At 71.9% G+C, this 24,650-nt stretch carries 20 protein-coding genes; 9 read left to right on the top strand and 11 right to left on the bottom strand.

The window, feature by feature from the left end; translation table 11 throughout:
- Positions 1-7 precede the first annotated feature (7 nt).
- The 6 genes from ABD236_RS02615 to ABD236_RS02640 all read right to left on the bottom strand — a co-directional run bounded on the left by ABD236_RS02615 (position 8) and on the right by ABD236_RS02640 (position 5,177).
- Complete coding sequence (locus ABD236_RS02615; RefSeq protein WP_344069515.1) at positions 8-1,345, bottom strand: TadA family conjugal transfer-associated ATPase; 1,338 nt, start codon at positions 1,343-1,345, stop codon at positions 8-10.
- A gap of 17 nt (positions 1,346-1,362) precedes the next feature.
- Complete coding sequence (locus ABD236_RS02620; protein ID WP_344069518.1) at positions 1,363-1,932, bottom strand: TadE/TadG family type IV pilus assembly protein; 570 nt, start codon at positions 1,930-1,932, stop codon at positions 1,363-1,365.
- Positions 1,929-2,315, bottom strand: coding sequence for a TadE/TadG family type IV pilus assembly protein (locus tag ABD236_RS02625; protein ID WP_344069521.1), 387 nt, complete (start codon positions 2,313-2,315; stop codon positions 1,929-1,931). Before ABD236_RS02625 ends, ABD236_RS02620 begins: the two co-directional genes overlap by 4 nt.
- On the bottom strand, positions 2,312-3,547 hold the full coding sequence (locus ABD236_RS02630; protein WP_344069524.1) for a CpaE/TadZ family protein: 1,236 nt from the start codon (positions 3,545-3,547) through the stop codon (positions 2,312-2,314). Before ABD236_RS02630 ends, ABD236_RS02625 begins: the two co-directional genes overlap by 4 nt.
- A gap of 7 nt (positions 3,548-3,554) precedes the next feature.
- Positions 3,555-4,259 (bottom strand): Flp pilus assembly protein CpaB, encoded by a 705-nt coding sequence (gene cpaB, locus ABD236_RS02635; protein WP_344069527.1) that lies wholly within the window; start codon positions 4,257-4,259, stop codon positions 3,555-3,557.
- A gap of 66 nt (positions 4,260-4,325) precedes the next feature.
- The gene (locus ABD236_RS02640) at positions 4,326-5,177 is read right to left on the bottom strand and encodes a hypothetical protein (protein WP_344069531.1); all 852 of its coding nucleotides are present in this window, start codon (positions 5,175-5,177) and stop codon (positions 4,326-4,328) included.
- A gap of 237 nt (positions 5,178-5,414) precedes the next feature.
- Between ABD236_RS02640 and ABD236_RS02645 the strand changes: the two genes are divergently transcribed.
- Positions 5,415-7,103: a chitinase gene (locus ABD236_RS02645; protein WP_344069534.1), complete on the top strand. Its 1,689-nt coding sequence runs from the start codon at positions 5,415-5,417 to the stop codon at positions 7,101-7,103.
- Positions 7,104-7,167: 64 nt separating this feature from the next.
- On the opposite strand, the gene ABD236_RS02650 is transcribed toward ABD236_RS02645, so the two are convergent.
- Positions 7,168-8,010 (bottom strand): S1 family peptidase, encoded by an 843-nt coding sequence (locus tag ABD236_RS02650; protein WP_344069537.1) that lies wholly within the window; start codon positions 8,008-8,010, stop codon positions 7,168-7,170.
- 417 nt (positions 8,011-8,427) lie between these two features.
- Here ABD236_RS02650 and ABD236_RS02655 point away from each other — a divergent pair, with 417 nt between their 5' ends.
- Complete coding sequence (locus ABD236_RS02655) at positions 8,428-9,801, top strand: M14 family metallopeptidase (RefSeq protein ID WP_344069540.1); 1,374 nt, start codon at positions 8,428-8,430, stop codon at positions 9,799-9,801.
- A gap of 527 nt (positions 9,802-10,328) precedes the next feature.
- On the opposite strand, the gene ABD236_RS02660 is transcribed toward ABD236_RS02655, so the two are convergent.
- Together ABD236_RS02660 and ABD236_RS02665 are read right to left on the bottom strand one after the other, a co-directional pair.
- Positions 10,329-10,706, bottom strand: coding sequence for an SCO4983 family protein (locus ABD236_RS02660; RefSeq protein WP_344069542.1), 378 nt, complete (start codon positions 10,704-10,706; stop codon positions 10,329-10,331).
- 77 nt (positions 10,707-10,783) lie between these two features.
- Positions 10,784-11,995, bottom strand: coding sequence for a pyridoxal phosphate-dependent aminotransferase (locus ABD236_RS02665; protein WP_344069545.1), 1,212 nt, complete (start codon positions 11,993-11,995; stop codon positions 10,784-10,786).
- 865 nt (positions 11,996-12,860) lie between these two features.
- Here ABD236_RS02665 and ABD236_RS02670 point away from each other — a divergent pair.
- The 3 genes from ABD236_RS02670 (at position 12,861) to ABD236_RS02680 (ending at position 17,433) form a co-directional block, all read left to right on the top strand.
- Positions 12,861-14,732 carry an alkyl sulfatase dimerization domain-containing protein gene (locus ABD236_RS02670; RefSeq protein ID WP_344069548.1) on the top strand — a complete coding sequence of 624 codons (1,872 nt, stop codon included), beginning with the start codon at positions 12,861-12,863 and terminating at the stop codon, positions 14,730-14,732.
- 198 nt (positions 14,733-14,930) lie between these two features.
- Positions 14,931-16,172, top strand: a complete 1,242-nt coding sequence (locus ABD236_RS02675) for an FG-GAP-like repeat-containing protein (protein WP_344069551.1) — start codon at positions 14,931-14,933, stop codon at positions 16,170-16,172.
- A 28-nt stretch (positions 16,173-16,200) separates the two neighbouring features.
- Positions 16,201-17,433, top strand: a complete 1,233-nt coding sequence (locus tag ABD236_RS02680) for an FG-GAP-like repeat-containing protein (RefSeq protein ID WP_344069554.1) — start codon at positions 16,201-16,203, stop codon at positions 17,431-17,433.
- Positions 17,434-17,440: 7 nt separating this feature from the next.
- Here the strand turns inward: ABD236_RS02680 and ABD236_RS02685 are convergent, their stop codons facing one another.
- Together ABD236_RS02685 and ABD236_RS02690 are read right to left on the bottom strand one after the other, a co-directional pair.
- The gene (locus tag ABD236_RS02685) at positions 17,441-19,063 is read right to left on the bottom strand and encodes an N-acyl-D-amino-acid deacylase family protein (RefSeq protein WP_344069728.1); all 1,623 of its coding nucleotides are present in this window, start codon (positions 19,061-19,063) and stop codon (positions 17,441-17,443) included.
- Between the two features lie 8 nt (positions 19,064-19,071).
- Positions 19,072-20,340 (bottom strand): amino acid deaminase, encoded by a 1,269-nt coding sequence (locus ABD236_RS02690; RefSeq protein WP_344069557.1) that lies wholly within the window; start codon positions 20,338-20,340, stop codon positions 19,072-19,074.
- Between the two features lie 172 nt (positions 20,341-20,512).
- Here ABD236_RS02690 and ABD236_RS02695 point away from each other — a divergent pair, with 172 nt between their 5' ends.
- The 4 genes from ABD236_RS02695 to ABD236_RS02710 all read left to right on the top strand — a co-directional run bounded on the left by ABD236_RS02695 (position 20,513) and on the right by ABD236_RS02710 (position 24,416).
- Positions 20,513-21,619, top strand: a complete 1,107-nt coding sequence (locus ABD236_RS02695; RefSeq protein ID WP_425543806.1) for a sugar kinase — start codon at positions 20,513-20,515, stop codon at positions 21,617-21,619.
- Positions 21,616-22,389 carry an IclR family transcriptional regulator gene (locus ABD236_RS02700; RefSeq protein WP_344069563.1) on the top strand — a complete coding sequence of 258 codons (774 nt, stop codon included), beginning with the start codon at positions 21,616-21,618 and terminating at the stop codon, positions 22,387-22,389. Before ABD236_RS02695 ends, ABD236_RS02700 begins: the two co-directional genes overlap by 4 nt.
- The gene (locus ABD236_RS02705; protein WP_344069566.1) at positions 22,386-22,799 is read left to right on the top strand and encodes a RidA family protein; all 414 of its coding nucleotides are present in this window, start codon (positions 22,386-22,388) and stop codon (positions 22,797-22,799) included. Before ABD236_RS02700 ends, ABD236_RS02705 begins: the two co-directional genes overlap by 4 nt.
- 141 nt (positions 22,800-22,940) lie before the next feature.
- The gene (locus ABD236_RS02710) at positions 22,941-24,416 is read left to right on the top strand and encodes a GntP family permease (RefSeq protein WP_344069569.1); all 1,476 of its coding nucleotides are present in this window, start codon (positions 22,941-22,943) and stop codon (positions 24,414-24,416) included.
- The last annotated feature ends 234 nt before the right edge of the window (positions 24,417-24,650 follow it).

Raw genomic sequence — 24,650 nt, forward strand, 5'->3', positions numbered from 1 at the left:
GGCGGTGCTACCTGGCCTCTCGGGTGGCGAGCTGTTCGTCGAAGGAGGCGATGCCGAACGCCTGCGGGACGGGCTGGCCCGCGAGGTAGAGCCGTTCGGCGACGCGGCGCGGGAGCGGGAAGTGGCGGAACTCGCCGTGGACGCGCCCGTCGGCGGCCATCGGGCGGGGGTCGAAGCGGGCGACGGTGGCGAGCCGGTAGGGGTCGCGGCCGTAGGAGTCGAGCAGGGCGATCTCGGTGACCCGGCGGGAGCCGTCGGCGTGCCGGGTGAGCTGGACCAGGACGTCGACGGCGGAGTTGATCTGGTCGTGCAGCGCCTCGAACGGGATCTTGATCTCGGACATGGAGGCCAGCGTCTGGAGCCGCATCAGGGCGTCCTCGGCGCTGTTGGCGTGCACGGTGGCCAGCGAGCCGTCGTGGCCGGTGGACATCGCCTGGAGCATGTCGAGGGACTCGCCGCCGCGGACCTCGCCGACCACGATCCGGTCGGGGCGCATCCGCAGCGAGTTGCGGACCAGGTCGCGGATGGAGACATGTCCCTTGCCCTCGACGTTGGCGGGGCGGGCCTCCAGCCGGATCACATGGGTCTGCTGGAGCTGGAGCTCGGCGGAGTCCTCGATGGTGATGATGCGCTCGTGCTCGGGGATGAGCCCGGAGAGCGCGTTGAGCAGGGTCGTCTTGCCGGTGCCGGTGGCGCCGGAGACGATCACGTTGAACTTCGCCTGGATCAGCCCGGCGAGCAGCATCAGCATCGGCTGGTCGAGCGAGCCGAAGGCGATCAGCTCGGGGAGCGTGAAGGAGCGCGGGAAGCGGCGGATGGTGAGGGTGGCGCCGGTCAGCGAGAGCGGCGGGATGATCACGTTGACGCGCTCACCGGACGGCAGCCGGGCGTCGACCATCGGGTTGGACTCGTCGACGCGGCGGTTGACGGTCGACACGATCCGCTCGATGGTCTGCATCAGCTGCTCGTGCGAGGCGAACCGCATCGGCAGCCGCTCGACCCGCCCCCCGCGCTCCACATAGATCTGGTCGGGGCCGTTGACCATGATCTCGGTGACGGACGCGTCCTCCAGGAGCGGCTCCAGCACGCCGAGGCCGAGTGCCTCGTCGACGACCCGGCGGATCAGCTGGGCCCGCTCGCCGGTGGAGAGGACCGGGCCCTCGCGGCTGAGGATGTGGCCGAGGACGCGTTCGAGCCGCGCCCTGCGCTCGGCGGCGGCGAGCGAGGACATCTCGGCGAGGTCGATCTCCTCCAGGAGCTTGCCCCGGTAGGCGGCGACGAGGTGCGCGTCGCCCTCGCCGCCGCGGTTCTCCTCGGGGGCGGTGATACGGGCCCGCAGGCTCATGTGGGCAGCCTCCTCGGTCAGTCGCTGTCGTCGCAGGGCATGGTGGCGCTCTTGTGGACCGGGCCGAAGTCGCCGATGCCGGGGAAGACGGACGGGATGGAGACGGTGACGGTGGCGGTCACCGTGGATCCGGGGCAGCCGGCCACGCCGATGTCGGCGCGCTTGCCGACCCAGTCGCTGACGGCGGCCTTCCCCGCCTGGGCGGCGCCGGCGGACCGCTCGCTCTGCGCGCCGGTACGGGCCGCGGCCCGGGCGGCCGTGCCCGCCTGCTGGGCGGCGTACGCGGCGAGCCCCAGCTGGACCCCGGCGAGCGCGACCAGGAGCAGCAGCGGCAGGAAGCCGAGGTACTCCACGGCGGCGGAGCCGCGGTCGCGGCCCCCGGCGCGAAGGCGCCGCAGGCGCCCCGCTCGCCTCGGGCCCGCGCCCGCGCCGGTGACACCCGCTCCCGTCGGCTCCACGCCCGCCCCCGCCACATCTGCTCCCGTCGGGCCCGCGCCCGCCTCCGTCGCACCCGCTCCCGTCCCTCTCACACCCGCTCCCGTCGACCCGGCGCCCGCCCCCGCCACACCCGTTCCCGGTACGTTCACGGTGTCTCCTCCCGCGCCGCCCCCGCCCGGCCGTGCACCGTGAACGGGAACGACAGCGCGCCCGGAAAGAGCACCGGGACCTTGATCGAGACCGTGGCCGTGAAGACGTCGGGGTCGCCGCCCCCGCCGCAGCCCGGCCCCACGTCCCAGCCGTCCGGGGCCGCAGCGTTCATCGCCGCCGCACAGGCGCCGGACCCGCCGCCCTTGGCCGCCCCGGCCCGCGCCCCCTCGTCCGCCACATGCCCGGCGACGGTGTACGTGTAGCCGGTGAGCACCAGCTGCCAGATCGCGGCGAGGGTCACCAGGATGATCGGCACCATCCCGGTGAACTCGACCACGACCTGGCCCCGGTCCCGGTCCGCCGGGGTCCGTATGCCCCTCATCCGTGGCTCCGGCGCCGCAGGACGAGGGTGCCGCGGCCGCTCTTCTCGGGCGCCGGGCCCACCCCCTTGACCAGGCCCAGCTCGCCCGCCAGCGTCCACAGGGCCTGCTTGACCGTGGACTTGGCGTCCAGGTCGTGCAGCCGGCCGGCGTCGACGACGGCCTGGAGCTCCTTGAAGGCGGCGGGGACGGCGGTGCGGGTGATGCGGGTGCCGGTGACCTTCTGGACCAGCGGGGGCTGGATCTCGGTGGCGCGGGAGTGCCGGTTGACCACGGTGGTGGTCTCCTCGGCCTTGCGGATCTGGAGGCGGTCCCACATCCGGACGATCCGCTTGGCGCCCCGGACCGAGACCACGTCCGGCGTGGTGACGAGGAGGGCGGTGTCGGCCATCTCGACGGCGGCGGCGTTGGCGGCGTTCATCTGGGTGCCGCAGTCCGCGATCACCACCTCGTAGCGGTGGCGCAGGGCGGAGAGGATCTGGCGGGCGGCGCGGTCGGTGACCTCCTCGGCCCGTTCGCCGTCGCCCGGGGCCAGCAGCAGGCCGACGCCGGTGGCGTGGGTGAACAGGGCGTCCTGGAGGACCCGGGGCGAGATGTCGGTGATGGCGGCGAGGTCCGCGATGGAGCGGCGGAACTGGACGTCGAGGTAGGAGGCCACGTCACCGGCCTGGAGGTCCATGTCGACCAGTGCCGTGGTGCGGCCCGACGCCCGGGCCGCGAGCGCCAGCTGGACCGCGGTGACGGTGGCGCCGACCCCGCCCTTGGCGCCGGTGACGGTGACGACCGTGCCGCCGGGGCCGCCGGCCGCCTCGCCCCCGCCGCCCAGGTGGCGGCGCACCCCGACCGACCACTGGGCGGCCGCCTGCACCCGGCTGACCAGCTCCTCGTAGTGCAGCGGCAGGGTGACCAGGCCGCGCGCGCCGGAGTCCATGGCGGCGGCGAACAGGCCGGGGCCCGCGTCCGAGGTGATCAGGACGACGCCGACGGCGGGGAAGCGCAGGGCGACCTCGCGCACCAGGTCGAGCGCGGGCACCGGACCGATCCGCTCGTGGACCAGGACGACCTCGGGCAGCTCGTCCAGGGAGTCCCCGGCGAGCCGGGCGAGGGTGTCCAGGAGCTGGGTGGAGTCCGCGACGGGCGCGGCGGGTTCGGCGTCCGGGAGCTGGCTGAGCAGGGTGGTGACGGACCGGGCGGCGTCGGCGTCCTGGACGGCCGGGAGGATCCTGGTGGTCATCCGTTCCTCACTGGTCCTTCTCGAGGCGGTACGTACGGTCGCCGGGCGGGACCGGCAAGTCGCCGCCGGGCGCCACCAGCGCGAGCCGCACGTGCTGGGCGAACGACTCCGCGTACGCGACGCGCTGGGCGTCGAGGGTGCCCAGGGCGAAGGTGATCGGCACGGCCTCGGTGGTCTTGTTGCGGTCGTCGCGGCCGGGGTCGAGGGGGGTCAGCTCGCCTACGTCGAGGACCCGGGCGCCGGAGACGATGATCTTCGACTGGGGGGTGTCGCCCTGCTTGGCGGCGGCGAAGGTGGCGAAGATATTGACCGAGGAGCCCGGTTTGATCTTGCCCGCGACGCCGGTGGCGGCGTCGATCATGATGGCGATCTCCTGCTCCCCGGGCCGCAGTTCGGGCCGCTTGACGATCATGTCGGTCTGGAGCAGCGAACCGGCCCGCAGCCGGGTCACGGCGATCATCCCGCGGATGGCGGAGAGGTCGGTGACCGCGTTGTCCGGCAACCACCGCTTGGGCATCGAGGTCTTCTCGAACTGGCTGCTCTTCAGCTCCTTGTAGGGCTCGATCCGGTCCTTGACCCGGTATGCCGTCACCTCGGGGCCGACCTTCGAGTTGGCGTCGTGGATCACCGAGAGGACCCCGGCGAAGGCCCCGGCCGCGCACAGGAGCGAGACCAGGAGAAGGATGACGCCACGGCGCTGACGGGAGTTCATTGACCGTACGACCTCGTTCGATGACGTGGGACTGGGCGGACGGGCCACCGGCGGGCTGCGCGGCGGCTAGCTGTATGTGCCGCCCGCGGGCAGCCGGAGCTCGGGGGCGGGGACGGGGGAGGCGCAGAACCCGCAGCGGTCGCCGATGAGTTCCATGCCGCACCAGCGGCACGACTCCCGTCGTACGGACGCCACGAGCTGGTAGAGGACGGACAGCTCGGACAGATGGGCGGCGAACTCGGTGATCTTGGACGTGCCCCACCAGTCGGGCGAGTACCCCGGAAGGGGCGCTTCCAGCACCGCGCCGACCTGCCAGCCGGGAGCGAGCGTGCCGGTGACCCACTCGGAGGGCGCGCCCGCGCTCGCCACCAGCAGATGGCAGGCGTACTCGGGCCCGTCGAGCTCGCCCGTGCCGATCCTGACCAGCTGCGGCTCGGGGTGCGCGACGACCGCGAACTGGCTGCCGGGCAGCCAGGACTTGGCGTGCGTCTTGAGGCCGACGGGGACGCGGTCGAGCCGGGTGACCGAGTTCAGCACGGCGCCCGCGTGGATGTAGTGCGCCAGCAGCCGGGCCGCCGAGGCGAGCACGCCGGGGCTGAAGTCGCACACCGACAGCTGGCACAGCTGGCGCGCCAGCACGGCGATCCCGAGCGGCGGCAGTGGGGAGCGCAGCAGCGCGATCCGGTCGCTCTCCAGGATCGAGCGGACGGTGTGCAGCCGCTGCTCGTGGGCGGCCGGAAGGGATTGGGGGAAGAGCACGACCAGATGCCCGTGCAGATCGAGCAGTCGGTGGGCGTGGGCGAGGGCGGCGTCGAGCGGCTGGACGTCCGGGGACGAGAAGACCGCCGCGGGCGGCGTGTGTGGATCGGCCGCGGGTAACACCAGGTCCGGGCTGGTGACGGCTATCGCGGTTGGCACATCAAGTCCCCGTTCCCTCGGCCCGTGTGGGCCCACTCAGCCGTAGGTGATCACCGCACTCCCCTTCTGAAGCAGCACTGTATCCAGGAGATAGCTGCGGGTGAACAGTCTTCTCGTTTCTGTGATGCCACGAGAGGCGCCAGAGGTCTTGACAACCGGATTGGTCTGGACCAACTTGTACGCACAGCGCGCGCCACCTCCCCACCGTCCTCCCAACTCCCCCACCGGAGGCAGCAAGTGAAACGAGCAAGCGGCAGAGTCGGCCTGGCCGTGGCCGCCGCGGGCGCCCTGTCCATAGCCGGGCTCACCGGCACCGCCCACGCGGCGGACGTCAACAACGCCAAGAACGCGGGCTTCGAGTCGGGGCTCGCCAACTGGAGCTGTTCGGCCGGGAGCGGCTCGGCCGTCTCCTCGCCGGTGCACGGCGGCTCGGCCGCCCTCAAGGCGTCCCCGTCGGGCTCCGACACCGGCCAGTGCGTCCAGACCGTCGCCGTGAAGCCCAACTCCACGTACACGCTGAGCTCCTGGGTCCAGGGCTCGTACGTGTACCTGGGGGCCAGCGGGACCGGCACCAGCGACGTCTCTACCTGGACGCCCGGCACCGGCGGCGGCTGGAACCAGCTGTCGACCACCTTCAAGACCGGCACCTCCACCACCTCGGTGCAGATCTACACCCACGGCTGGTACGGCCAGCCCGCGTACTACGCCGACGACATCTCGGTCTTCGGCCCAGACGGCGGCGGGGGCGGCGACCCGGCCCCGACCGTCCCGGCCGCTCCCGGCGGGCTCGCGGTCGGCTCGGTGAGCTCCTCCTCCGTGGACCTGTCCTGGGGCGCGGTCTCCAACGCGACCGGGTACAACGTCTACCGCGACGGCGCCAAGGTGCAGTCGGTGAGCGGCAGTTCGGCGACCGTGACCGGGCTGAGCGCGTCGACCTCGTACCAGTTCCAGGTGAGCGCCACCAACGCCGCCGGGGAATCGGCCAAGTCGGCGGCGGTGACCGCGAAGACCTCACCCGCCGGCAACCCGGGCGGCGGGACCGTGCCCAAGCACGCGGTGACCGGGTACTGGCAGAACTTCAACAACGGCGCCACCGTCCAGAAGATCAGCGATGTGCCCGCCGCCTACGACATCATCGCGGTTTCCTTCGCGGACGCCACCGGCGCTCCGGGCGGGGTGACCTTCAACCTCGACACCAACGGCCTCGGCGGCTACACCGTCGACCAGTTCAAGGCCGACATCGCCGCCAAGCACGCGGCCGGCAAGTCGGTGATCATCTCCATCGGCGGCCAGAACGGCACGGTCTCGATCAACGACTCCACGTCCGCGACCAATTTCGCCAACTCGGTCTACTCGCTGATGCAGACCTACGGCTTCGACGGCGTCGACATCGACCTGGAGAACGGCCTCAACTCGACCTATATGACACAGGCGCTGCGCTCGCTGTCGTCGAAGGCGGGCAGCAAGCTCGTCATCACGATGGCGCCGCAGACCATCGACATGCAGTCGACGTCGGGCGAGTACTTCAAGACGGCGCTCAACATCAAGGACATCCTGACCGTCGTCAACATGCAGTACTACAACAGCGGTTCGATGCTGGGCTGCGACGGCAAGGTCTACTCGCAGGGCTCGGTGGACTTCCTCACCGCGCTCGCCTGCATCCAGCTCCAGGGCGGTCTCGACCCGTCGCAGGTGGGCCTCGGCCTGCCGGCCTCGACGAGCGGCGCGGGCAGCGGCTATGTCTCCCCGTCGGTGGTCAACGCGGCCCTGGACTGCCTGACCGCCGGCACCAACTGCGGCTCCTTCAAGCCCTCGCGTACGTGGCCGGGGCTGCGGGGCGCGATGACCTGGTCGACCAACTGGGACGCCAGGTCGGGCAACGCCTGGTCGAACGCGGTGGCGCCGCACGTCCACGCGCTGCCGTAGCTCCCCGACCCGGCGGGATCCCCGCGCCCCACCCGGGGCGCGGGGATCCCTCACCTCTCGGGTGCTACGGCTTGGGCAGGGTGCAGCCCGGGCGGTTCAGGTCGACCTTGTTGCCGGTGCCTATGCAGGGGACGATGATGTACGTCTGCTGGGCGTAGTTGATCTTGTACCGGACGGTGACGTTGCCGTTCTGGTCCACCTCGCACGGGTTGTTCTCGGTGCAGCGCTGTCCGTCCTCGTTGCCGGTGTTGTTCACCGCGACCACCTTGCCGGTGGCCGTGTCGATGACCGGGGAGCCCGAGGTGCCGCCGATGGTCTGGCAGGCGGAGGTGTAGCGGACCGAGTCCTTCCAGGTCCAGTCGCCCTCCTTGAGGCGGTAGGCGAAGCCGTCGATGTTGCAGCTGTAGGTCCGCTTCCAGTAGCCGGAGACCACCTTGATGGCGGTGCCCGCGACCGGGTGCTGGTCGTTCAGGGTGAGCGCGCCGATCCCGTACTGGCTCTGGATCTGCGCGTACGTCTTGCTCAGCTGGTAGACCGTGATGTCGGTGTCGGTCATCGTCGCGTACGAGACCTTGGTGGCCCGCAGGGTGGCGACCTTGCTGCCCGCGCCGTTGAGCAGCGAGAAGCTGCGCGAGGAGGCCTGGTCGACGATGACCTCGCCGGCGGCCGGGAAGCCGGTCTCCAGGCAGTGGCCGTTCGAGAGGATGAGAGCGGGGTCGTTCGGCTGGGAGCTCGGGGTGCGGATCAGCGACCCGGAACAGTTGCTGAGCGCGACCGTTCCGGCGAAGTCGACCGCCTTGACCGTCGCCTTGGCGCCGCTGTGGGTGTGCGGCGCCGCGACGACCGGGGCCGCGCCCGCTCCGACGAGCAGGAGCGCGAGCACCGTGCCGACGAGAGGCTTCTTCATGTGGGGGTTCCCCTCTGAAGGGATTCAGGAGTGGGTTCTCCTGAATTTGTCATGCGCATTGTTGGGCGCGCCAACCCCCGGGGGCAACCGTCGAGTTCGGGCCAGTTGGATCAGCGGGGCCGCGCGGCACGGCCGCTCCAGGAAGAGGCACCCCGGGGGAATCCCGTACGCCCGTACGGCCCACCGGGGCCAGTCGGACGATCGGATCCCCCGACTGCCCGCGCACCATTCCCCTCATGGAGCCGCCCGAGAAGGACCTTGACGGGATATCACCCACCCGGGCAGGCCGCGAGACGGCAGCCCTTGACGCTGACATGCCATATCACGAAGCTCGGAACGCGACACCCATCGCAGCGACGCTTCACCATCAGCAACGTCGACATGAACACCCCCACCTCTGGATCCCCAGGAGCATTCATGCGACTTCGTACGCGCATGCGCGCCACCCACGCGCCGCGCGGCGGTGCCAGACGCTCGGCGGGCCTCGCGGCCCTCCTCGCCATGGCCCTGGCCGCCCCGCTGACCTCACACGCCACCGCGTCCCCGGCGCCCTCCCCGCGCGAGCGCGCGGACGTGGCCGCCGACGAGGCCACCGTCCAGTACGAGATCCACGGCCCGGCCACCCCCGCCGCGCGCACCGCCCTCGCGGCCACCGGGGTCTCTATCGACGCGGTGCGCGAGCACACCGTCGTGGTCAGCGCCGACGCGGCGCAGGCCAGGAACCTGCGCACGCTGGGCTACACCCTCAAGGCGCTGCCCGGGCCGCCCAACCGCTCGAACGGCGCGAAGGCACAGCCCTTCGACTTCCCGCCGGCGGACTCCGGCTACCACAACTACGCCGAGGCGACGGCGGAGATCGACCAGCGGCTCGCCCAGTACCCCTCGATCATGAGCAAGCGCGTGATCGGCAAGTCGTACCAGGGCCGGGACATCGTCGCGATCAAGGTCAGCGACAACGTGGCGACGGACGAGAACGAGCCGGAGGTCCTGTTCACCTTCCACCAGCACGCGCGGGAGCACCTCACGGTGGAGATGGCGCTGTATCTGCTGCGCGAGTTCGGCGCGGGGTACGGCAAGGACGCGCGGATCACCAACATGGTCAACAACCGCGAGATCTGGATCGTGCCGGACCTCAACCCCGACGGCGGCGAGTACGACATCGCCACCGGCTCGTACCGCAGCTGGCGCAAGAACCGCCAGCCCAACTCCGGTTCCTCGTACGTCGGTACGGACCTGAACCGCAACTGGAACTACAAGTGGGGCTGCTGCGGCGGCTCCTCCTCCAGCAAGGGCTCCGAGACGTACCGCGGGGCGGCCGCCGAGTCCGCGCCCGAGGTGAAGGTCGTCGCCGACTTCGCCCGCAGCCGGGTGGTGGGTGGCAAGCAGCAGATCAAGGCGGGGATCGACTTCCACACCTACAGCGAGCTGGTGCTGTGGCCGTTCGGCTACACGTACAACGACACGGCGCCGGGCCTCACGCAGGACGACCACGACGCGTTCGCGGCGGTCGGCGGCAAGATGGCGGCGTCCAACGGGTACACGCCGGAGCAGTCCAGCGACCTGTACATCACGGACGGCACGATCGACGACTACCTCTGGGGCGTCCAGAAGATCTTCGACTTCACGTTCGAGATGTATCCGGGCGAGTCCGGTGCGGGGGGCGGGTTCTACCCGCCGGACGAGGTGATCGAGCGGGAGACGGCTCGGAACCGGGATGCGGTGTTGCAGTTGCTGGAGAACGCGGACTGCATGTACCGGTCGATCGGCAAGGAGCAGCAGTACTGCACGTGATGTCTGTGCCCGGACTTCGTCTGCGGCCCGGTGGTGGGCTGCTCGCGTACCCGGCCTTCGTCTGCGGCTGAGTGGATGGCTGGTCGCGCAGTTCCCCGCGCCCCTGGGAGGTGCCTTGCCTGCGGGCCGGTGGCCGCTTCTCGCGCAGTTCCCCGCGCCCCTGAGGGGGTCGGGGTCAGCCGGAGAGTCCAGCTCAGCCACCGGCTTTCAGGGGCGCGGGGAACTGCGCGCGCAACCGGCCACGACCCGCAGACGAAAGAGGGTTCTCGGCAGCCCGGGACCCGCCCGAACGGACCGTCCTACCCAGGGGCGCGGGGAACTGCGCGCGCAACCGGCCACGACCCGCAGACGAAAGGGGGGTTTCGGCAGCACGAGACCAGCCCGAACGGACCGTGCTACCCAGGGGCGCGGGGAACTGCGCGAGCAACCCACCACACAGCTGCAGACAAGGGCCGGGCCACTACCCCCGCGCAAGCGGAACGTGGCACCCGGTCCGCGGACCTCCGCGGCGCGCGGACCGGGGCCGATCAGAGGGCGGTCAGCGCCGCCGTATGGGCATCCATCCGCTCCGCCGCCAGGATCGCCGCCGCCGTGTCCGCGCGCGACGCGGCGACCACCAGCGCACGGCCCGCGAGCGCGTGCGCCCGGTCGTGCAGGGCGGGCGCGCCCGCCCGGCTCAGACCGGCGTGCCGGACCGGCGGCAGACCTCCGCGCAGCCGCGCGACCTGGCGCGCGATCGCGTCGCCCGCCTCGGTCAGCCCCAGCTCGTCCGTGACCGCGAGCAGCGCCGCGAGGTGCCCCGCGAGCTGGATGTCCAGCTCCTCCTCGCGGGAGCGGTGCGGGATACGCGCGGCGTCGGCGGCCGTCGTGCTGTGCACCGACTTCGTACGGATCGGCTCGTACATGAGATGGCCTCCTTCTGCCGCAGGATGCCATCCTATCTTAGATTCTGTCTAAAGTTGAGTCCGGCACAGAAAGCTGGCTACATCTGGCTGTAGCCGTCCAGGAAGCTGCCGATCCGGGTCACCGCCGCGGCCAGGTCCTGGGCCGAGGGAAGCGTCACGATGCGGAAGTGGTCGGGCTCGGGCCAGTTGAAGCCGGTGCCGTGGACGACCATGATCTTCTCGGCCCGCAGCAGGTCCAGGACCATCTGGCGGTCGTCCTTGACCTTGTAGACCGCCGGGTCCAGGCGCGGGAAGAGGTACAGCGCGCCCTTGGGCTTCACGCAGGTCACGCCGGGGATCTGGGTGAGCAGGTCGTACGCCGTGTCGCGCTGCTCCAGCAGCCGCCCGCCCGGCAGCACCAGGTCCTCGATCGACTGGCGGCCGCCCAGCGCCGTGGCCACCGCGTACTGCGAGGGCATGTTGGCGCACAGCCGCATGTTGGCGAGGATGGTGAGGCCCTCGATGTACGAGGAGGCGTGGGCCTTGGGGCCGCAGACCGCCATCCAGCCGGAGCGGTATCCGGCCACCCGGTAGTTCTTGGAGAGACCGTTGAAGGTCAGCACCATCAGGTCCGGGGCGACCACGGCGGTCGGTGTGTGGGTGGCGCCGTCGTAGAGGATCCGGTCGTAGATCTCGTCCGAGCAGACGATCAGGTTGTGGCGGCGGGCGATCTCGGTGAGGCCGCGGAGCATCTCCTCGTCGTAGACCGCGCCGGTCGGGTTGTTCGGGTTGATGATCACCAGTGCCTTGGTACGGTCGGTGATCTTCCGCTCGATGTCGGCCAGGTCCGGCATCCAGTCGGACTGCTCGTCGCAGCGGTAGTGCACGGCGGTGCCGCCGGCGAGGGAGACGGACGCGGTCCACAGCGGGTAGTCCGGGGCCGGGACCAGCACCTCGTCGCCGTCGTCGAGCAGCGCCTGCATCGACATCTGGATCAGCTCGGAGACGCCGTTGCCGAGGTAGATGTCCTCGACGTCGAGGTCGATGCCCCTGGTCTGGTAGTGCTGCATCACCGCGCGCCGCGCCGAGAGGAGGCCCTTGGCGTCGCCGTACCCGTGCGCCCCGGAGAGGTTGCGGAGCATGTCCTCCAGGATCTCCGGCGGGCACTCGAAGCCGAACGCGGCGGGGTTGCCGGTGTTGAGCTTGAGGATGCGGTGACCTGCCGCCTCCAGCCGCATGGCTTCTTCGAGAACCGGGCCCCGGATCTCGTAACAGACATTGGCGAGCTTGGTCGACTGGATCACCTGCATGACGGTCACCTTACGGGCGCGTTTCGGGGGGCGCGCGGTGTTTGCGTCCCCGGCGCCCCCGGGCCCCCCGTCCGGCCGGAGCGCGGGCTTCCATCGGCATGCGGCGCGGGGGTGGGGCCGTGGGATTGCGTGGCGGGGGTGGGGATGGGGGCTTGGAATACGGGAGTGGGGGTGGTGGGGTGAGATACGCCACGGTTCCGGCCCGGCCTTTGTCTGCGGGTGAGTGGCGGGTTGCCCGCGCAGTTCCCCGCGCCCCTCTTTTGCCCGGCCTTTGTCGCGGGTCGTGGCGGGCTGGTCGCGCAGTTCCCCGCGCCCCTAGGTAGTCCGGCTCCTCCGGCGATTCCCCGCGTTCCTGGAAACGCTCGTTCGTCTGCGGACCGTGGCCGGTTGCTCGCGCAGTTCCCCGCGCCCCTCCTTTGCCCGGCCTTTGTCTGCGGGTCGTGGCCGGTTGCTCGCGCAGTTCCCCGCGCCCCTAGGGGTTCGGGGTCAGCCGGAGAGTCCAGCTCAGCCACAGGCTTTTTGGGGGCGCGGGGAACTGCGCGAGAAGCGGCCACGACCCGCAGACGAAAGAGGGGTTTCGGCAGCACGAGACCCGCCCGAACCGCCCGTGCTGCCCAGGGGCCCGGGCATCCCCCGAACGGACCGTCCTACCTAGGGGCGCGGGGAACTGCGCGAGCAACCCACCACACAGCCGCAGACGAACACCGGGCCAAAAAGGGGCGCGAGCAACCCACCACACAGCCGCAGACAAAGGCCGGGCACAAACAGGGGCGTTCTCGGCCAGCGGGGACGGCGCACCCTTCCCGCCCCGCCCCCCACAGCGTTACGTTCCCGGCCCCCCGTCGCTCCCCGAGGAGGCAGGACCATGACCAACGGCGCGCACCACCCCGTCGAGCCCACCCCGTTCGTCGTCCACAGCAACCGCCCCGCCGTACAGGGCGTGCCCTCCGACGTATCCGAGTTCCGCAACTGCTCCCAGGGGCTCATCGCACGGCCGGACGTCCGCATGATCCCGGCCCGGGACGGGGGGACGGCCTGGGACTTCGGGCGGTTCGACTTCCTGCGCGACGAGGACGAGATCCCGCCCTCCGTCAACGCCCGCGTCTGGCGCCAGGGCCGGATGAACGCCCTGGCGGGCCTCTACCTGGTCACCCGCGCCGCCGATGACGACGACGGCGGCGGCGTCCACCAGGTGCGCGGCTACGACCTGGCCAACATGACGATCGTCGAGGGCCGCACCGGCCTGATCGTCATCGACCCCCTCGGCTCGTACGAGACCGCCCAGTACGCGCTGCGGCTCTACCGCGCCACCACCGACGACCGCCGCCCGGTCAAGGCGATCGTCTACACCGCCAGCTGCGTCGACCACTTCGGCGGATCGCGCGGCCTGTTCGCCGAGCGCGGCGACGCCGTCCCCGACGACCTCGCGGTGTACGCGCCCGACGGCTTCCTCGACGACGCGGTACGACGCCACGTCGTGGAGGGCCTCGCCACGGCCTGCCTGGTGGACCACACGTACGGCACCCGGCTGGAGGCGGGCCCGTACGGCCTGATCGACAGCGGCCCCGGGCTCACCGTCTCGGCCGGCGAGGCCACCCTCGTACCGCCCACCCACCAGATCTCCGGCGAGGTCGAGGCCGACGGCGTCCGCCTCGTCCTCCAGCCCGCAGCCGGTCTCCAGTCACCGGCCGAGATGAACGTCTACCTGCCCGACCGCAAGGTCCTCTATCTGACCGCCCCCGGCCTGCTCGGCGGGCTCGGGGACGTCCGCGCCCGCCACCTCGACGAGGCGCTGAAGGCGTTCGGCGGGGTCGCGGAGATCGTCGCCGGGGCCTACGAGTGGCCGGGCTGGGGCTCGAAGGCCGTCGCCTCGCGGCTCGCCGCGCGCCGGGACGCCTGGGTCCGGCGCCAGACCCAGCCCTCGAACCAGCCGTTCTACGCCCCCGGCTACGTCGGCACCGCCACCCAGGCCGCCCGCCAGACCTGGCTGCGCCTGCTCGGCCACGAGTTCGTCGCGGCCACCGACGCCGTCGCCGCCACCCCCGCCTCCGCCGGGACCGCCAAGCGGTACGTCGTGGCCCTGGGCGGCGCCGAGGTGGTGCTCGCCGCGGCGCGCGAGGAGTACGACGCCAAAACGCCCCGGTACGAGCGGGTCGTCGAGCTCCTCGACCACGTGGTGGCCGCCGCCTGCGACCCGACGACGGTCGCGCCCCCGGTCCTGGACGCCGCCACCTCCCTCCAGGCGCTGGCGCTGACCCAGCTGGGCTACCTCGCCGAGTACGGCCCGCTGCGCAACGCCTATCTCACGGCGGCCCGCGATCTGCGCCCCGGCCCGGGACCCGCCGGCTCCCGCCCGGTCGTCGCCGACCTGGTGCACTACGCCGGCCCCGCCCAGTACTTCGCCGCCCTCGCCGCCCGCCTCGACGGCCCGAGGGCGGCGGAACTGCGCGACCCGGTCGTGCTGCTCTGGAACTTCACCAACACCGGCCAGTGGGGCGTCACGGTCCTGCGCGACGGCGTACTCGTCTACACCGACACCCGCGGCGACACCATGCCGCCCGGCGTGGACAAGCCGCAGGCGACGATCGTCCTCACCCGCGAGACCCTGGACCGGCTGCTGGCCCCGGGCGCGGACTTCGCCGCCAACTTCGACGAGGCCGTACGCGCGGGCCTCGTCCAGATCGACGACCGGGGCCCGGCGGACACGGTGTTCGGCTATCTGCTGCCCGCCGTATGAACTGAGCCGGGGCAGTGACGGGGACGGTGGAGCCGGGCCCGTCACCGCCCCGGCTCCAAGTCCCGGGCGGGCACGGCGAAGGCGTGACGGCGGCAAGGTGAGAGCGGTTCGAACCCGTGACCGAAAGACGGTTATGATCCGCTGGCTTTGCCACGCAATTACTCTTCCACGCATCCGCGCACACCCGGGGGGGACCACGTGCGGTCCATTTCTTCGCGCCTGCTCCACGGCGCTCTCGCGGCCGGTGCCACGGCGGGGCTGCTCGCCACCGTCACCACCGCGCCCGCCCAGGCCGCGAGCGGCTACGACCGCTGCGCCTGGGGCAAGCTCTGCGTCTTCAGCGAACCGCTGGGCCGGGGCGACATGCTGGTCGTCACCGGATCCATGCTGCGGCTCGGCTCCTGGGACAACCGCATCAGCTCCTTCGCGAACTACTCCGACATGCCGGTCTGCTTCAACAGCGAGCCGGACCTCGACGGCAACCCGGAGCGCGCCAGGGCCACGCACTACTACTCGGGCCAGGTCTCCTTCGACGAGAGCTCCCGCCCCGACCTCGACAACGCCGTCAGCTCGCTCGACCTGGACCGCGAGGCGGACTACTTCTGCGGTACGGAGGGGCGCTTCCCCACCTACTGGTGGGAGTTCGAGAACAAGAAGCGTCCGGCGGGGCAGCCCGCCCCGGCCGCGTTCGGCGACGCGGACGGCGACGGCTTCGGCGACCTGTACGCGCGCGACAAGTTCGGGCAGCTGTGGACGGACCACACCTACGCGAGCAAGGGCCGCACCCGGGTCGTCGGCGGCGGCTGGAACGCGATGACCCAGCTGACCCGGCACGGCGACTACAACGGGGACGCCAAGGAGGACCTGTTCGCCCGCGACCGCTCCGGCGTCCTGTGGTTCTACCCGGGCCGCGGCGACGGCACCTTCGGCGACCGGGTCAAGGTGGGCGGGGGCTGGAACGCGATGCGCGACCTGGCCGCCGCGGGCGACCTGACCGGCGACGGCCGCGCCGACCTGCTCGCCGCCGACAGCACGGGCACCCTCTGGACGTACCCGGGCGACGGGCACGGCACCTTCGGCGACCGCCGGAAGGTCGGCGGGGGCTGGAAGGTCATGAACGAGCTGGTCGGGGCGGGCGACATGAACTCCGACCAGCGGTCCGACCTGGTGGCTCGGGACACCGCCGGGAAGCTGTGGTTCTACCCCGGCACCGGCCGCGGCACCTTCGGCGACCGCAGGCTCATCGGCACCGGCGGCTGGAACGGCCTCACCGAGCTGGCGGGCGTCGGTGACGTCACCGGCGACGGCCGCCCGGACCTGCTCGCGCACGCGCCGGGGGAGAAGGCGCTGCGCGTCTACCCCGGCACGGGTGCGGCCGACGGCGGTCTGCGGGCGCCCCGGCAGTACGCCCAGGCCCGCTCCACCCACCTCGTCTTCTGACCCCACGACCTCGAACGGAGTCCGGCCCATGCTCGGCACCACCTCGGCCCGGCGCCTGATCGGTACGGCCACCGCCGTCGCCGCGTCGCTGGCCACCCTTCTCACCGCGGCTCCGCAGGCGGCGGCCGCGGAGAACTACGACCGCTGCCCGGCGGGCAAGCTCTGCGTGTTCCAGTACGGGGATTTCAAGGGCAAGATGGAGATCATCTCGTCCAGCCGCCCCACCCTGGGCATCTGGAACAACTCGATCTCGTCGGTGGTCAACAACAGCGACCTCTACCTCTCCATGGCCATGGAGGCCAACTACGAGGGCGAGCGCTACTACATGCCCCCGCACAGCGGGCCCAACGACCTCTCCGGCGGCGGCATCGGCCGGCAGTGGGACAACAAGGTCAGCTCCCTCCGTGTGGCGACCACCGACTACGAGGTCACCCAGGGCGTGCCGTGGATGGACTGGTTCGTCCAGGACGAGGAGAAGCGGCCCGCCGGGCTGCCCGCGGTGGCGCAGTTCGGTGACCTGAACAACGACGCCCGCCCCGACCTGCTGGAGCGCGCGGACGACGGGCGGCTGTGGTTCCTGTCGGGCGTCGGCGACGCCAACTGGGTGACCAAGGGCAGGCTCGTGGGCGGCGGCTGGAACGCGATGACCCAGCTCGCCCGGCACGGTGACTACAACGGGGACGCCAAGGAGGACATCTACGCCCGCGACCGCTCCGGCACCCTCTGGTTCTACCCGGGCCGCGGCGACGGCGCCTTCGGCGACCGCGTGAGGGTCGGCGGCGGCTGGAACGCGATGCGCGAGATCAGCGCGGCGGGCGACCTCGACGGTGACGGGCGCCGGGACCTGCTGGCCCGCGACACCTCGGGGGTGCTGTGGACGTACCCGGGCAACGGCCGTGGCATCTTCGGCAACCGTGTGAAGGTCGGCGGTGGCTGGAACGCCATGAACCAGCTCGCCTCCCCCGGCGACCTCAACGGCGACGGCAAGGCCGACCTGGCGGCCCGCGACGGCTCCCGGAACCTGTGGCTCTACCCGGGCAACGGCCGGGGCACCTTCGGCAACCGCACCAAGCTGCCGTACGCCTGGCCCGCGGACGCCCCGGTGCTGGCCACCGGTGACGTCAACGGGGACGGGATCTCCGACCTCATGCGGCCCATCGACTACCAGCTGTTCGCCTACCACGGCGACGGGAAGGGCGGCATCGGCGGCCCGTGGGCGGACATGCTGTGGGACACCGCCCGTAACGTGCGGGTCTTCTGACCGTACGTCAGCTGCTGACCGGGGCGGGCGCCCTGCGGACCGCCCGCCCCGCCAGCACGTCCGTACGCCGCCCGTCCTCGATGACGAACCTCCCGTCGATCAGGACGTACGGGATGCCGGTGGGCAGGGTCCGGGGGCGCTCGAAGGTGGCGCCCGCCGCGACCGTGTCCGGGTCGAAGAGGACGACGTCCGCGCGGTAGCCCTCCTTGACCAGGCCCCGGTCCGGGAGCCGCAGCCGGGCCGCCGGGCGGGAGGTCAGATGGGCGACCATCTCCTCCAGGGACAGGATGCCCAGGTCACGGGCGTAGTGGCCGAGATAGTGCGGGAAGGTGCCGTAGGCGCGCGGGTGGGGCTTGGCGCCCTGGAGGATGCCGTCGCTGCCGCCGGTGTGGACGCGGTGGCGCATGATCGCCCGGACGTTCTCCTCGTGGCCCACGTGCTGGAGGATCGTCGTGCCCAGACCGTCCTCGACCAGCAGCCGCCGGGCGGTCGTCCACGGGGCCTCGCCACGCTCACGCGCCGACCGCGCGACCGTCCTGCCGACGAAGCCCGCCAGCGCCGGGTCGCTCACCCCCGAGATCTCGATGGTCTCCCAGTCGACGGGGACGCCGTGGCAGCCGTCCGCGCCCACCACCTCCAGGTCGTGGCGGATCCGCTCGGCCGTCTCCGCGTCCCGCAGCCGCGCGAGCACCGCCTCGGGCCCGCCCGTCCCCGCCCAGCTCGGCAGCACCGCGGCGAGCGTCGTACAGCCGGGGGTGTACGGGTAGGTGTCCAGCGTGATGTCGCAGCCGTCGGCGAGCGCCTTGTCCAGCAGGGCGAGGAGCTCCGGCGCGCGGCCCTCGTTGACGCCGAAGTTCAGGGTGGCGTGGGTCAGATGGAGCGCGCAGCCGGCCGCGCGGGTGAGCTCCACCATCTCCTCGTACGCGCGCAGGGCGCCGGCGCCGTAGGAGCGGTGGTGGGGGCAGTAGTAGCCGCCGTAGCGGGCCACCACCTCGCACAGCGCGGTCAGTTCGGCGTCCGGGGCGTACATGCCCGGGGTGTAGGTGAGCCCGGAGGACAGGCCTACCGCGCCCTGCGCAAGGCCCTCGGCCACCAACTGCCGCATCCGGTCCAGCTCCCGGGGCGTGGCCTCGCGGTCCTCCCAGCCCATCGCGTACATCCGGACGGTTCCCTGCGGGATGAGGTAGGCGGCGTTGACCGCGATGCCCTCACCGTCGAAGCCCCGGTCGAGGCGGTCCAGGTACTCGCCGACCGTGCGCCAGTCGATGTCGAGGTCCGATCCGTCGCCGTTCCAGCCGGTGATGGCTTTGCGGACCTCGGCGAGGGTGCGGTCGTCGACGGGTGCGTACGAGAGTCCGTCCTGGCCCAGGACCTCCAGGGTGACGCCCTGCGCGGCTTTGGCGCTGTGGTCGGGGTCGCGTAGGAGGGCCAGGTCGGAGTGGGCGTGCATGTCGATGAAGCCGGGGGCCAGCGCCAGCCCGTCGGCGTCCAGGACGCGGGCGCCGGACAGCCGGGGCCCGCCGTCTCGGCGCAGCTCCGCGATGCGGCCGCCTCGGATGCCCACGTCGGCGCGGTACGAGGGCCCGCCGCTGCCGTCGACCACCCGGGCGCCGCGCACGACCAGGTCCATCGAGGCCATCAGAAGTAGGTGCGGATGTAGTCGACGACCGTGCCGTCCGCCTCCACCAGCGGGATCAGCGGCCACTTGTCGAAGCTGGTGCACGGGTGGGAGAGCCCGAGGCCCACCCAGTCACCGACCTCCAGCTCCGCCTCCGGCCCGGTGCGCAGCCAGGCGTGCTGGTCGGAGAGGGCGGTGACCTCGATCCCGGTGGCGGGGCGCTCGACGCCGTCCGCCCCGCGCACCACCTGCGCCTCGGGCAGGTCGAGGTCGTGCGCCGCGTCCCGCTTGCCCGCGTTCACGAACGCCTGGTCGGGGCTGGGCCGCGAGACGACCTGCGCCCACAGACGGAAGGCGGGGTGCAGGGCGCCCTCCTCGGGGATGCGGTTGAAGGGGGTGACCCTTCGATACTGGCCGTCGTCGTGCGAGACGTACGCGCCGGAGCGCAGCAACTTCAGTACGGGCAGGGACAGTGCGGGAATCTCCGCGAAGACCTCCGCGACCGCGTCGAACCAGGCGCTGCCGCCCGCGCTGACCACGATCTCGTCGAGGCCCGTGCCCGTGAAGCGGCCCGCCTTGTCGAACTCGGCGGCGAGCGCGGTCAGCCTGCGCAGCCAGGCGGTGACCCGCTCCGGGGTGGCGCCGGGGACCTCGGCCTCGTAGCCCGCGACGCCGACCAGGCGCAGGGTACGGGTGGCGGCCACCGCGTCGGCGACCGCGACGCACTCGGCCTCGGTACGGGCGCCGGTGCGGGCGCCCTCGCCCGCGCCCAGCTCCACGACGACGTCGACCGGGCGGGCCGCGCCGGCCAGGGCCGCGTCCATCAGCTCGACCCCGCGCACCGAGTCCACGTAGCAGATGAACCGGAAGTCGGCGTCGTGCGCCAGCTCGGCGGCGAGCCACTTCAGGGCCGCCGGGTCCACCAGCTCGTTGCCGAGGAAGATCCGCCGGACGCCGAACGCGCGGGCCACCCGTACCTGGTGGGGCACGGCCAGGGTGATGCCCCAGGCGCCGTGGTCGAGCTGGCGGGCGAAGAGCTCGGGGGCCATCGAGGTCTTGCCGTGCGGGGCAAAGGCGAGGCCGTGCCGGGTCGCGTAGGTCTCCATCAGCGCGAGGTTGTGCTCCAGGCGCTCGGCGGAGAGGGCAAGCACGGGGGTGGTGAAGCCGTCCGTGAACAGGTTCCGGCGCTGGGCCGCGAGTTCACCGACGGTCAGGCCCTCGGCGTCCGGGGGGAGCCCCTTGAAGCGGTGGTCGACGCGCTCTTCGGCCGGTCCTGCCAGGAACCCCATGGAAGCCTCCGTGATCGCTGGTGCTGATCGGTGTCGCGACGGGCGCGTTGCAGTATGTGCAACGTCCGTTGCGTCTATCGCTGACCGCTGTCTAACATCCGGGCCAACGTCGGGTCAATGGTGGAAGGAGCGGCAGCGGGTGGACGTGGATGTCGTCTGTCTCGGGGAGTCCATGGTCGCGTTCCTGCCCACCCGGCCGGGGCGCCTCGCCGATGTGCCGTCGTTCGAGCGCGGGATCGGTGGCGCCGAGTCCAACGTGGCGTGCGCGCTGGCGGGCGCCGGGCACGCGGTGAAGTGGGTCAGCCGGGTCGGCGCGGACGGCTTCGGGGACCATCTGGTCGCGGCGGTGGGCGCGTACGGGGTGGACACCTCCGGGGTGCGCCGGGATCCCGGGCGGCCGACCGGGGTGTACTTCCGTACCGCCGACGACCGCGCGGCCGGGTCGCACGAGGTCGCGTACTACCGGGCCGGGTCCGCCGCCTCCGCGATGTCCGTGGCGAACGTGCCGTGGGGATCGGTGTGGTCCGGGCGGGTGCTGCATCTGTCCGGCATCACGGCCGCGCTGTCCTCCGAGTGCCTCGACCTGATGCGGGCGCTGCTGGCGCGGCGGCCCGGGCGCCCGCTGGTGTCGTTCGACGTCAACCACCGGGCCGGGCTGTGGCGTTCGGGCACCGACCCCCGGGTGTCGCTGGAGCTGGCGCGGGGGGCGGACGTGGTGTTCGTGGGGGAGGACGAGGCGGAAGAGGCGTGGGGGGTGCGGGGGGCTTGGGCGGTGCGGGAGGCTCTGCCGGGGGTGGGGGTGGTGGTGGTCAAGCGCGGCGCGGAGGGGGTGACCGTCTTCGAGGGCCCCACCCCGCCCCTTCCCGAAAGCCTCCGGCGGTCGCCGGTCGACTGCGGACCGTGGATGGCTGGTCGCGCAGTTCCCCGCGCCCCTAGGTTGCCAGGGGCGCGGGGAACTGCGCGAGCAACCCACCACGGTCCGCAGCCAAACGTCACCACCGTGCCCGCTCCCCGCGTGGACGTCGTCGCTCCGGTCGGGGCCGGGGACGCCTTCGCCGCGGGGTTCCTGGACGCCACGCTGAGGGGGCTGGGGACACGGGAGCGGGCACGGTTCGGGCACCTGTTCGCCGCCGCCGTGCTCACCGTCCCCGGCGACCACGCGGCTCCGCCGCCCCGCGCCCACGCGAACCGCCTTGCCGCCCTGGACGACGAGGCCTGGGGGAGACTTCGACTCGGCCCCGGGTGGACGGGGACGGAGCAGGAGGTACGTACGTCATGAGCCAGACCGTCGACCGGGCGCTGAGCATCCTGCCGCTGCTCGCGCAGGGGCCCGCCGACCTCGGGCAGGTCGCCGAGCGGCTCGGAGTGCACAAGTCGACCGCCCTGCGGCTGCTGCGCACCTTGCACGAGCACGGGCTCGTCTACCGCCAGGAGGACCAGCGCTACCGCCTCGGCGCCCGCCTGTTCGCGCTCGCCCAGGAGGCCGTGGAGAACCTCGACGTACGGGAGATCGCCCACCCCCACCTGGTCGCGCTCAACGAGCGGATCGGGCACACCGTGCACCTCGCGGTGTACGAGGACGGCGAGGTGCTCTACATCGACAAGGTGGAGAGCCGGTACCCGGTGCGGATGTACTCACGGGTCGGCAAGCCGGTGGCGATCACCGTCGCCGCCGTCGCCAAACTGCTCCTCGCCGACCTGCCGGAGCCGGAGCGCCGGTCGGTCGCCGACAAGCTCGACTACCCCATGTACACCTCCCGTTCGACGCCGAACGCCGCCGCGTTCCTGAAGGAGCTCGCGGCCGTACGCGAACAGGGCTGGGCCACCGACCTCGGCGGCCACGAGGAGTCCATCAACTGCGTCGCCGCGCCCGTGACGGGCACGGACGGGCGCGTCGTCGCCGCGATGTCCGTCTCGGCGCCCAATGTCGTCGTCACCGCCGAGGAGCTCCTCGGCCTGCTCCCGCTGGTGCGCCGCACCGCGGCCGCCGTCAGCCGGGAGTACTCCGGCACCCTCCCCGACAACACCGAACAGGAAGGCAGTCCATGACCGAGAAGGTCGCACTCACCCCCGCCACCCACACCACCCCGCCCGCGAGGTTCTCGCACGGTGTGCGCAAGGGCAACATCCTCCAGGTCGCCGGGCAGGTCGGCTTCCTGCCCGCCGTCGAGGGGCAGCCCCCGGCGGTCGCCGGGCCCACCCTGCGCGAGCAGACCCTCCAGACCTTCGCCAACGTCAAGGCGATCCTGGAGGAGGGCGGCGCCACCTGGGACGACGTGATGATGACCCGCGTCTACCTCACCGACGTCGACCACTTCGCCGAGATGAACGAGATCTACAACGCGTACTTCGAGGAGCAGGGCCTCAAGGCCCCCGCCTCGGCGCGTACGACGGTGTACGTGGGCCTGCCCAAGGGGCTGCTCATCGAGATCGACGCGCTGGCCGTCCTGGACGACTGACCCAACTGATCCCACTGATCCGCGCATGTTCTTAGTACGACCGCCCCACCCGCCGCACGGAGCGGCGCCCCGGACCGCCGGGGCGCCGCCCCGCGGTCCCCCACGCCCTGGAACAGCCCTGCGAACCAACGGAGTTGCAGCATGTCGTTCCCCCTTGCCGCCACGCCTCCCCCGCCGCACACGGGCGGCATCCTCCCCCTGATCGGCGGCACCACGGGCCTGCTGACGGTGGCGGCCCTGGGCATAGCCCTCCTGCTCCACCTCATCATCCGGATCCGGCTCCAGCCCTTCGTGGCGCTCCTCGCGGTCTCCATAGCCGTCGGCCTGGGCGCGGGCCTGTCGGTGACCGAGCTGTTCGGTACGGTCCAGAAGTCCGCCGCCGTCTCCACCGTCGAGGCGGGCATGGGCGGCATCCTCGGCCATGTGGCGATCATCATCGGCCTGGGGACGATGCTGGGCGCGATCCTCGAAGTCAGCGGCGGGGCCGAGGTGTTGAGCGCGCGGCTGCTCGCGCTGTTCGGCGAGGAGCGCGCGCCACTGGCCATGGGTCTGACCGGTCTGGTCTTCGGTATCCCGGTCTTCTTCGACGTGGGCATCTTCGTCCTGGCGCCGATCGTGTACGCGGCGACGAAGCGGTCCGGCAAGTCGATCCTGCTGTACTGCATGCCGCTGCTGGCGGGCCTCTCGATGACCCACGCCTTCCTGCCCCCGCACCCCGGCCCGGTGGCCGCCGCCGGTCTCTTCCACGTCTCGCTGGGCTGGGTCATCCTGATGGGCGCCCTGGTGGGCCTGCCGTCGGTGCTGGCCGCCTGGGCGTACGCGGCGTGGATCGGCAGGCGGATCTTCGTCGAGGTGCCGCAGGACATGGTGGAGGCGGCCGAGGAGGCGCGGGCCGCGGTGGCCTCGGAGCGGGCTGCGGCGGGGCTGCCGCCGGTGTCCGCGGAGAAGCCGGTGCCGCTGGGTACGGTGCTGGCCGTGATCGGTACGCCGCTGCTGCTGATCCTGGCGGCCACGTTCTCGTCGATCGCGCTCGACCCGTCCCGTACGCGCTCGGTGATCGAGTTCTTCGGCAACCCGTTCGTGGCGCTGACGATCGCGCTGGTGCTGGCGTACTACCTGCTGGGGATACGGCGGGGCTGGTCCCGCAAGTCCCTGGAGACGGTCTCGACCGCGTCGCTGAAGCCGGTGGGGAACATTCTGCTGGTGGTGGGGGCGGGCGGGGTGTTCGGCGCGGTCCTGAAGGCGTCCGGGATCGCGGACGCGCTCGCCCGGACCTTCCACGACGTGGGCCTGCCGGTCATCGTGCTGGCCTGGCTGATCTCGGTGGCCCTGCGGGTGGCGCAGGGCTCGGCGACGGTCGCGATCGTGACGACGGCGGGGATCGTGGTGCCGCTGGTGGAGGGCGGCGGCTACTCCCAGGCGCACCTGGCCCTGATCATCATGGCGATCTCGGCGGGGTCGATCTTCGCGTCGCATGTCAACGACGGGGGGTTCTGGATGGTGTCGAAGTACTTCGGGATCAGTGAGCGGGATACGTTGCGGTCGTGGACGGTGCTGGAGAGTGTGCTGTCGGTGGTGGGGTTCGGGGTGGCGGGTCTGTTGAGCCTGGCGATTTGAGCCCCTCCCCGCCCCTTCCCCAAACCCTCCGGGGGCGGGACCTGCGGCCGTTTATTGTCTGCGGCCCGGTGGATGGCTGGTCGCGCAGTTCCCCGCGCCCCTAGGCAGCCCCCGGCACCCGGAAAACCCAGCTCAGCCACCAGCCTTCAGGGGCGCGGGGAACTGCGCGAGAAGCGGCCACGACCCGCAGACGGACGAGGTTTTTCAGGGGCGCGGGGAACTGCGCGAGCAACC

Source organism: Streptomyces crystallinus (assembly GCF_039521265.1).
GTDB classification, from domain to species: Bacteria; Actinomycetota; Actinomycetes; order Streptomycetales; family Streptomycetaceae; genus Streptomyces; species Streptomyces crystallinus.

Excerpts from the sequence above, each read along its gene's own strand:
- ABD236_RS02615 (WP_344069515.1), bottom strand. The coding sequence starts at position 1,345 with ATGAGCCTGCGGGCCCGTATCACCGCCCCCGAGGAGAACCGCGGCGGC.
- ABD236_RS02625 (WP_344069521.1), bottom strand. The coding sequence starts at position 2,315 with ATGAGGGGCATACGGACCCCGGCGGACCGGGACCGGGGCCAGGTCGTG.
- ABD236_RS02630 (WP_344069524.1), bottom strand. The coding sequence starts at position 3,547 with ATGACCACCAGGATCCTCCCGGCCGTCCAGGACGCCGACGCCGCCCGG.
- cpaB (WP_344069527.1), bottom strand. The coding sequence starts at position 4,259 with ATGAACTCCCGTCAGCGCCGTGGCGTCATCCTTCTCCTGGTCTCGCTC.
- ABD236_RS02650 (WP_344069537.1), bottom strand. The coding sequence starts at position 8,010 with ATGAAGAAGCCTCTCGTCGGCACGGTGCTCGCGCTCCTGCTCGTCGGA.
- ABD236_RS02655 (WP_344069540.1), top strand. The coding sequence starts at position 8,428 with ATGCGACTTCGTACGCGCATGCGCGCCACCCACGCGCCGCGCGGCGGT.
- ABD236_RS02660 (WP_344069542.1), bottom strand. The coding sequence starts at position 10,706 with ATGTACGAGCCGATCCGTACGAAGTCGGTGCACAGCACGACGGCCGCC.
- ABD236_RS02665 (WP_344069545.1), bottom strand. The coding sequence starts at position 11,995 with ATGCAGGTGATCCAGTCGACCAAGCTCGCCAATGTCTGTTACGAGATC.
- ABD236_RS02670 (WP_344069548.1), top strand. The coding sequence starts at position 12,861 with ATGACCAACGGCGCGCACCACCCCGTCGAGCCCACCCCGTTCGTCGTC.
- ABD236_RS02680 (WP_344069554.1), top strand. The coding sequence starts at position 16,201 with ATGCTCGGCACCACCTCGGCCCGGCGCCTGATCGGTACGGCCACCGCC.
- ABD236_RS02685 (WP_344069728.1), bottom strand. The coding sequence starts at position 19,063 with ATGGACCTGGTCGTGCGCGGCGCCCGGGTGGTCGACGGCAGCGGCGGG.
- ABD236_RS02690 (WP_344069557.1), bottom strand. The coding sequence starts at position 20,340 with ATGGGGTTCCTGGCAGGACCGGCCGAAGAGCGCGTCGACCACCGCTTC.
- ABD236_RS02695 (WP_425543806.1), top strand. The coding sequence starts at position 20,513 with ATGGTCGCGTTCCTGCCCACCCGGCCGGGGCGCCTCGCCGATGTGCCG.
- ABD236_RS02700 (WP_344069563.1), top strand. The coding sequence starts at position 21,616 with ATGAGCCAGACCGTCGACCGGGCGCTGAGCATCCTGCCGCTGCTCGCG.
- ABD236_RS02705 (WP_344069566.1), top strand. The coding sequence starts at position 22,386 with ATGACCGAGAAGGTCGCACTCACCCCCGCCACCCACACCACCCCGCCC.
- ABD236_RS02710 (WP_344069569.1), top strand. The coding sequence starts at position 22,941 with ATGTCGTTCCCCCTTGCCGCCACGCCTCCCCCGCCGCACACGGGCGGC.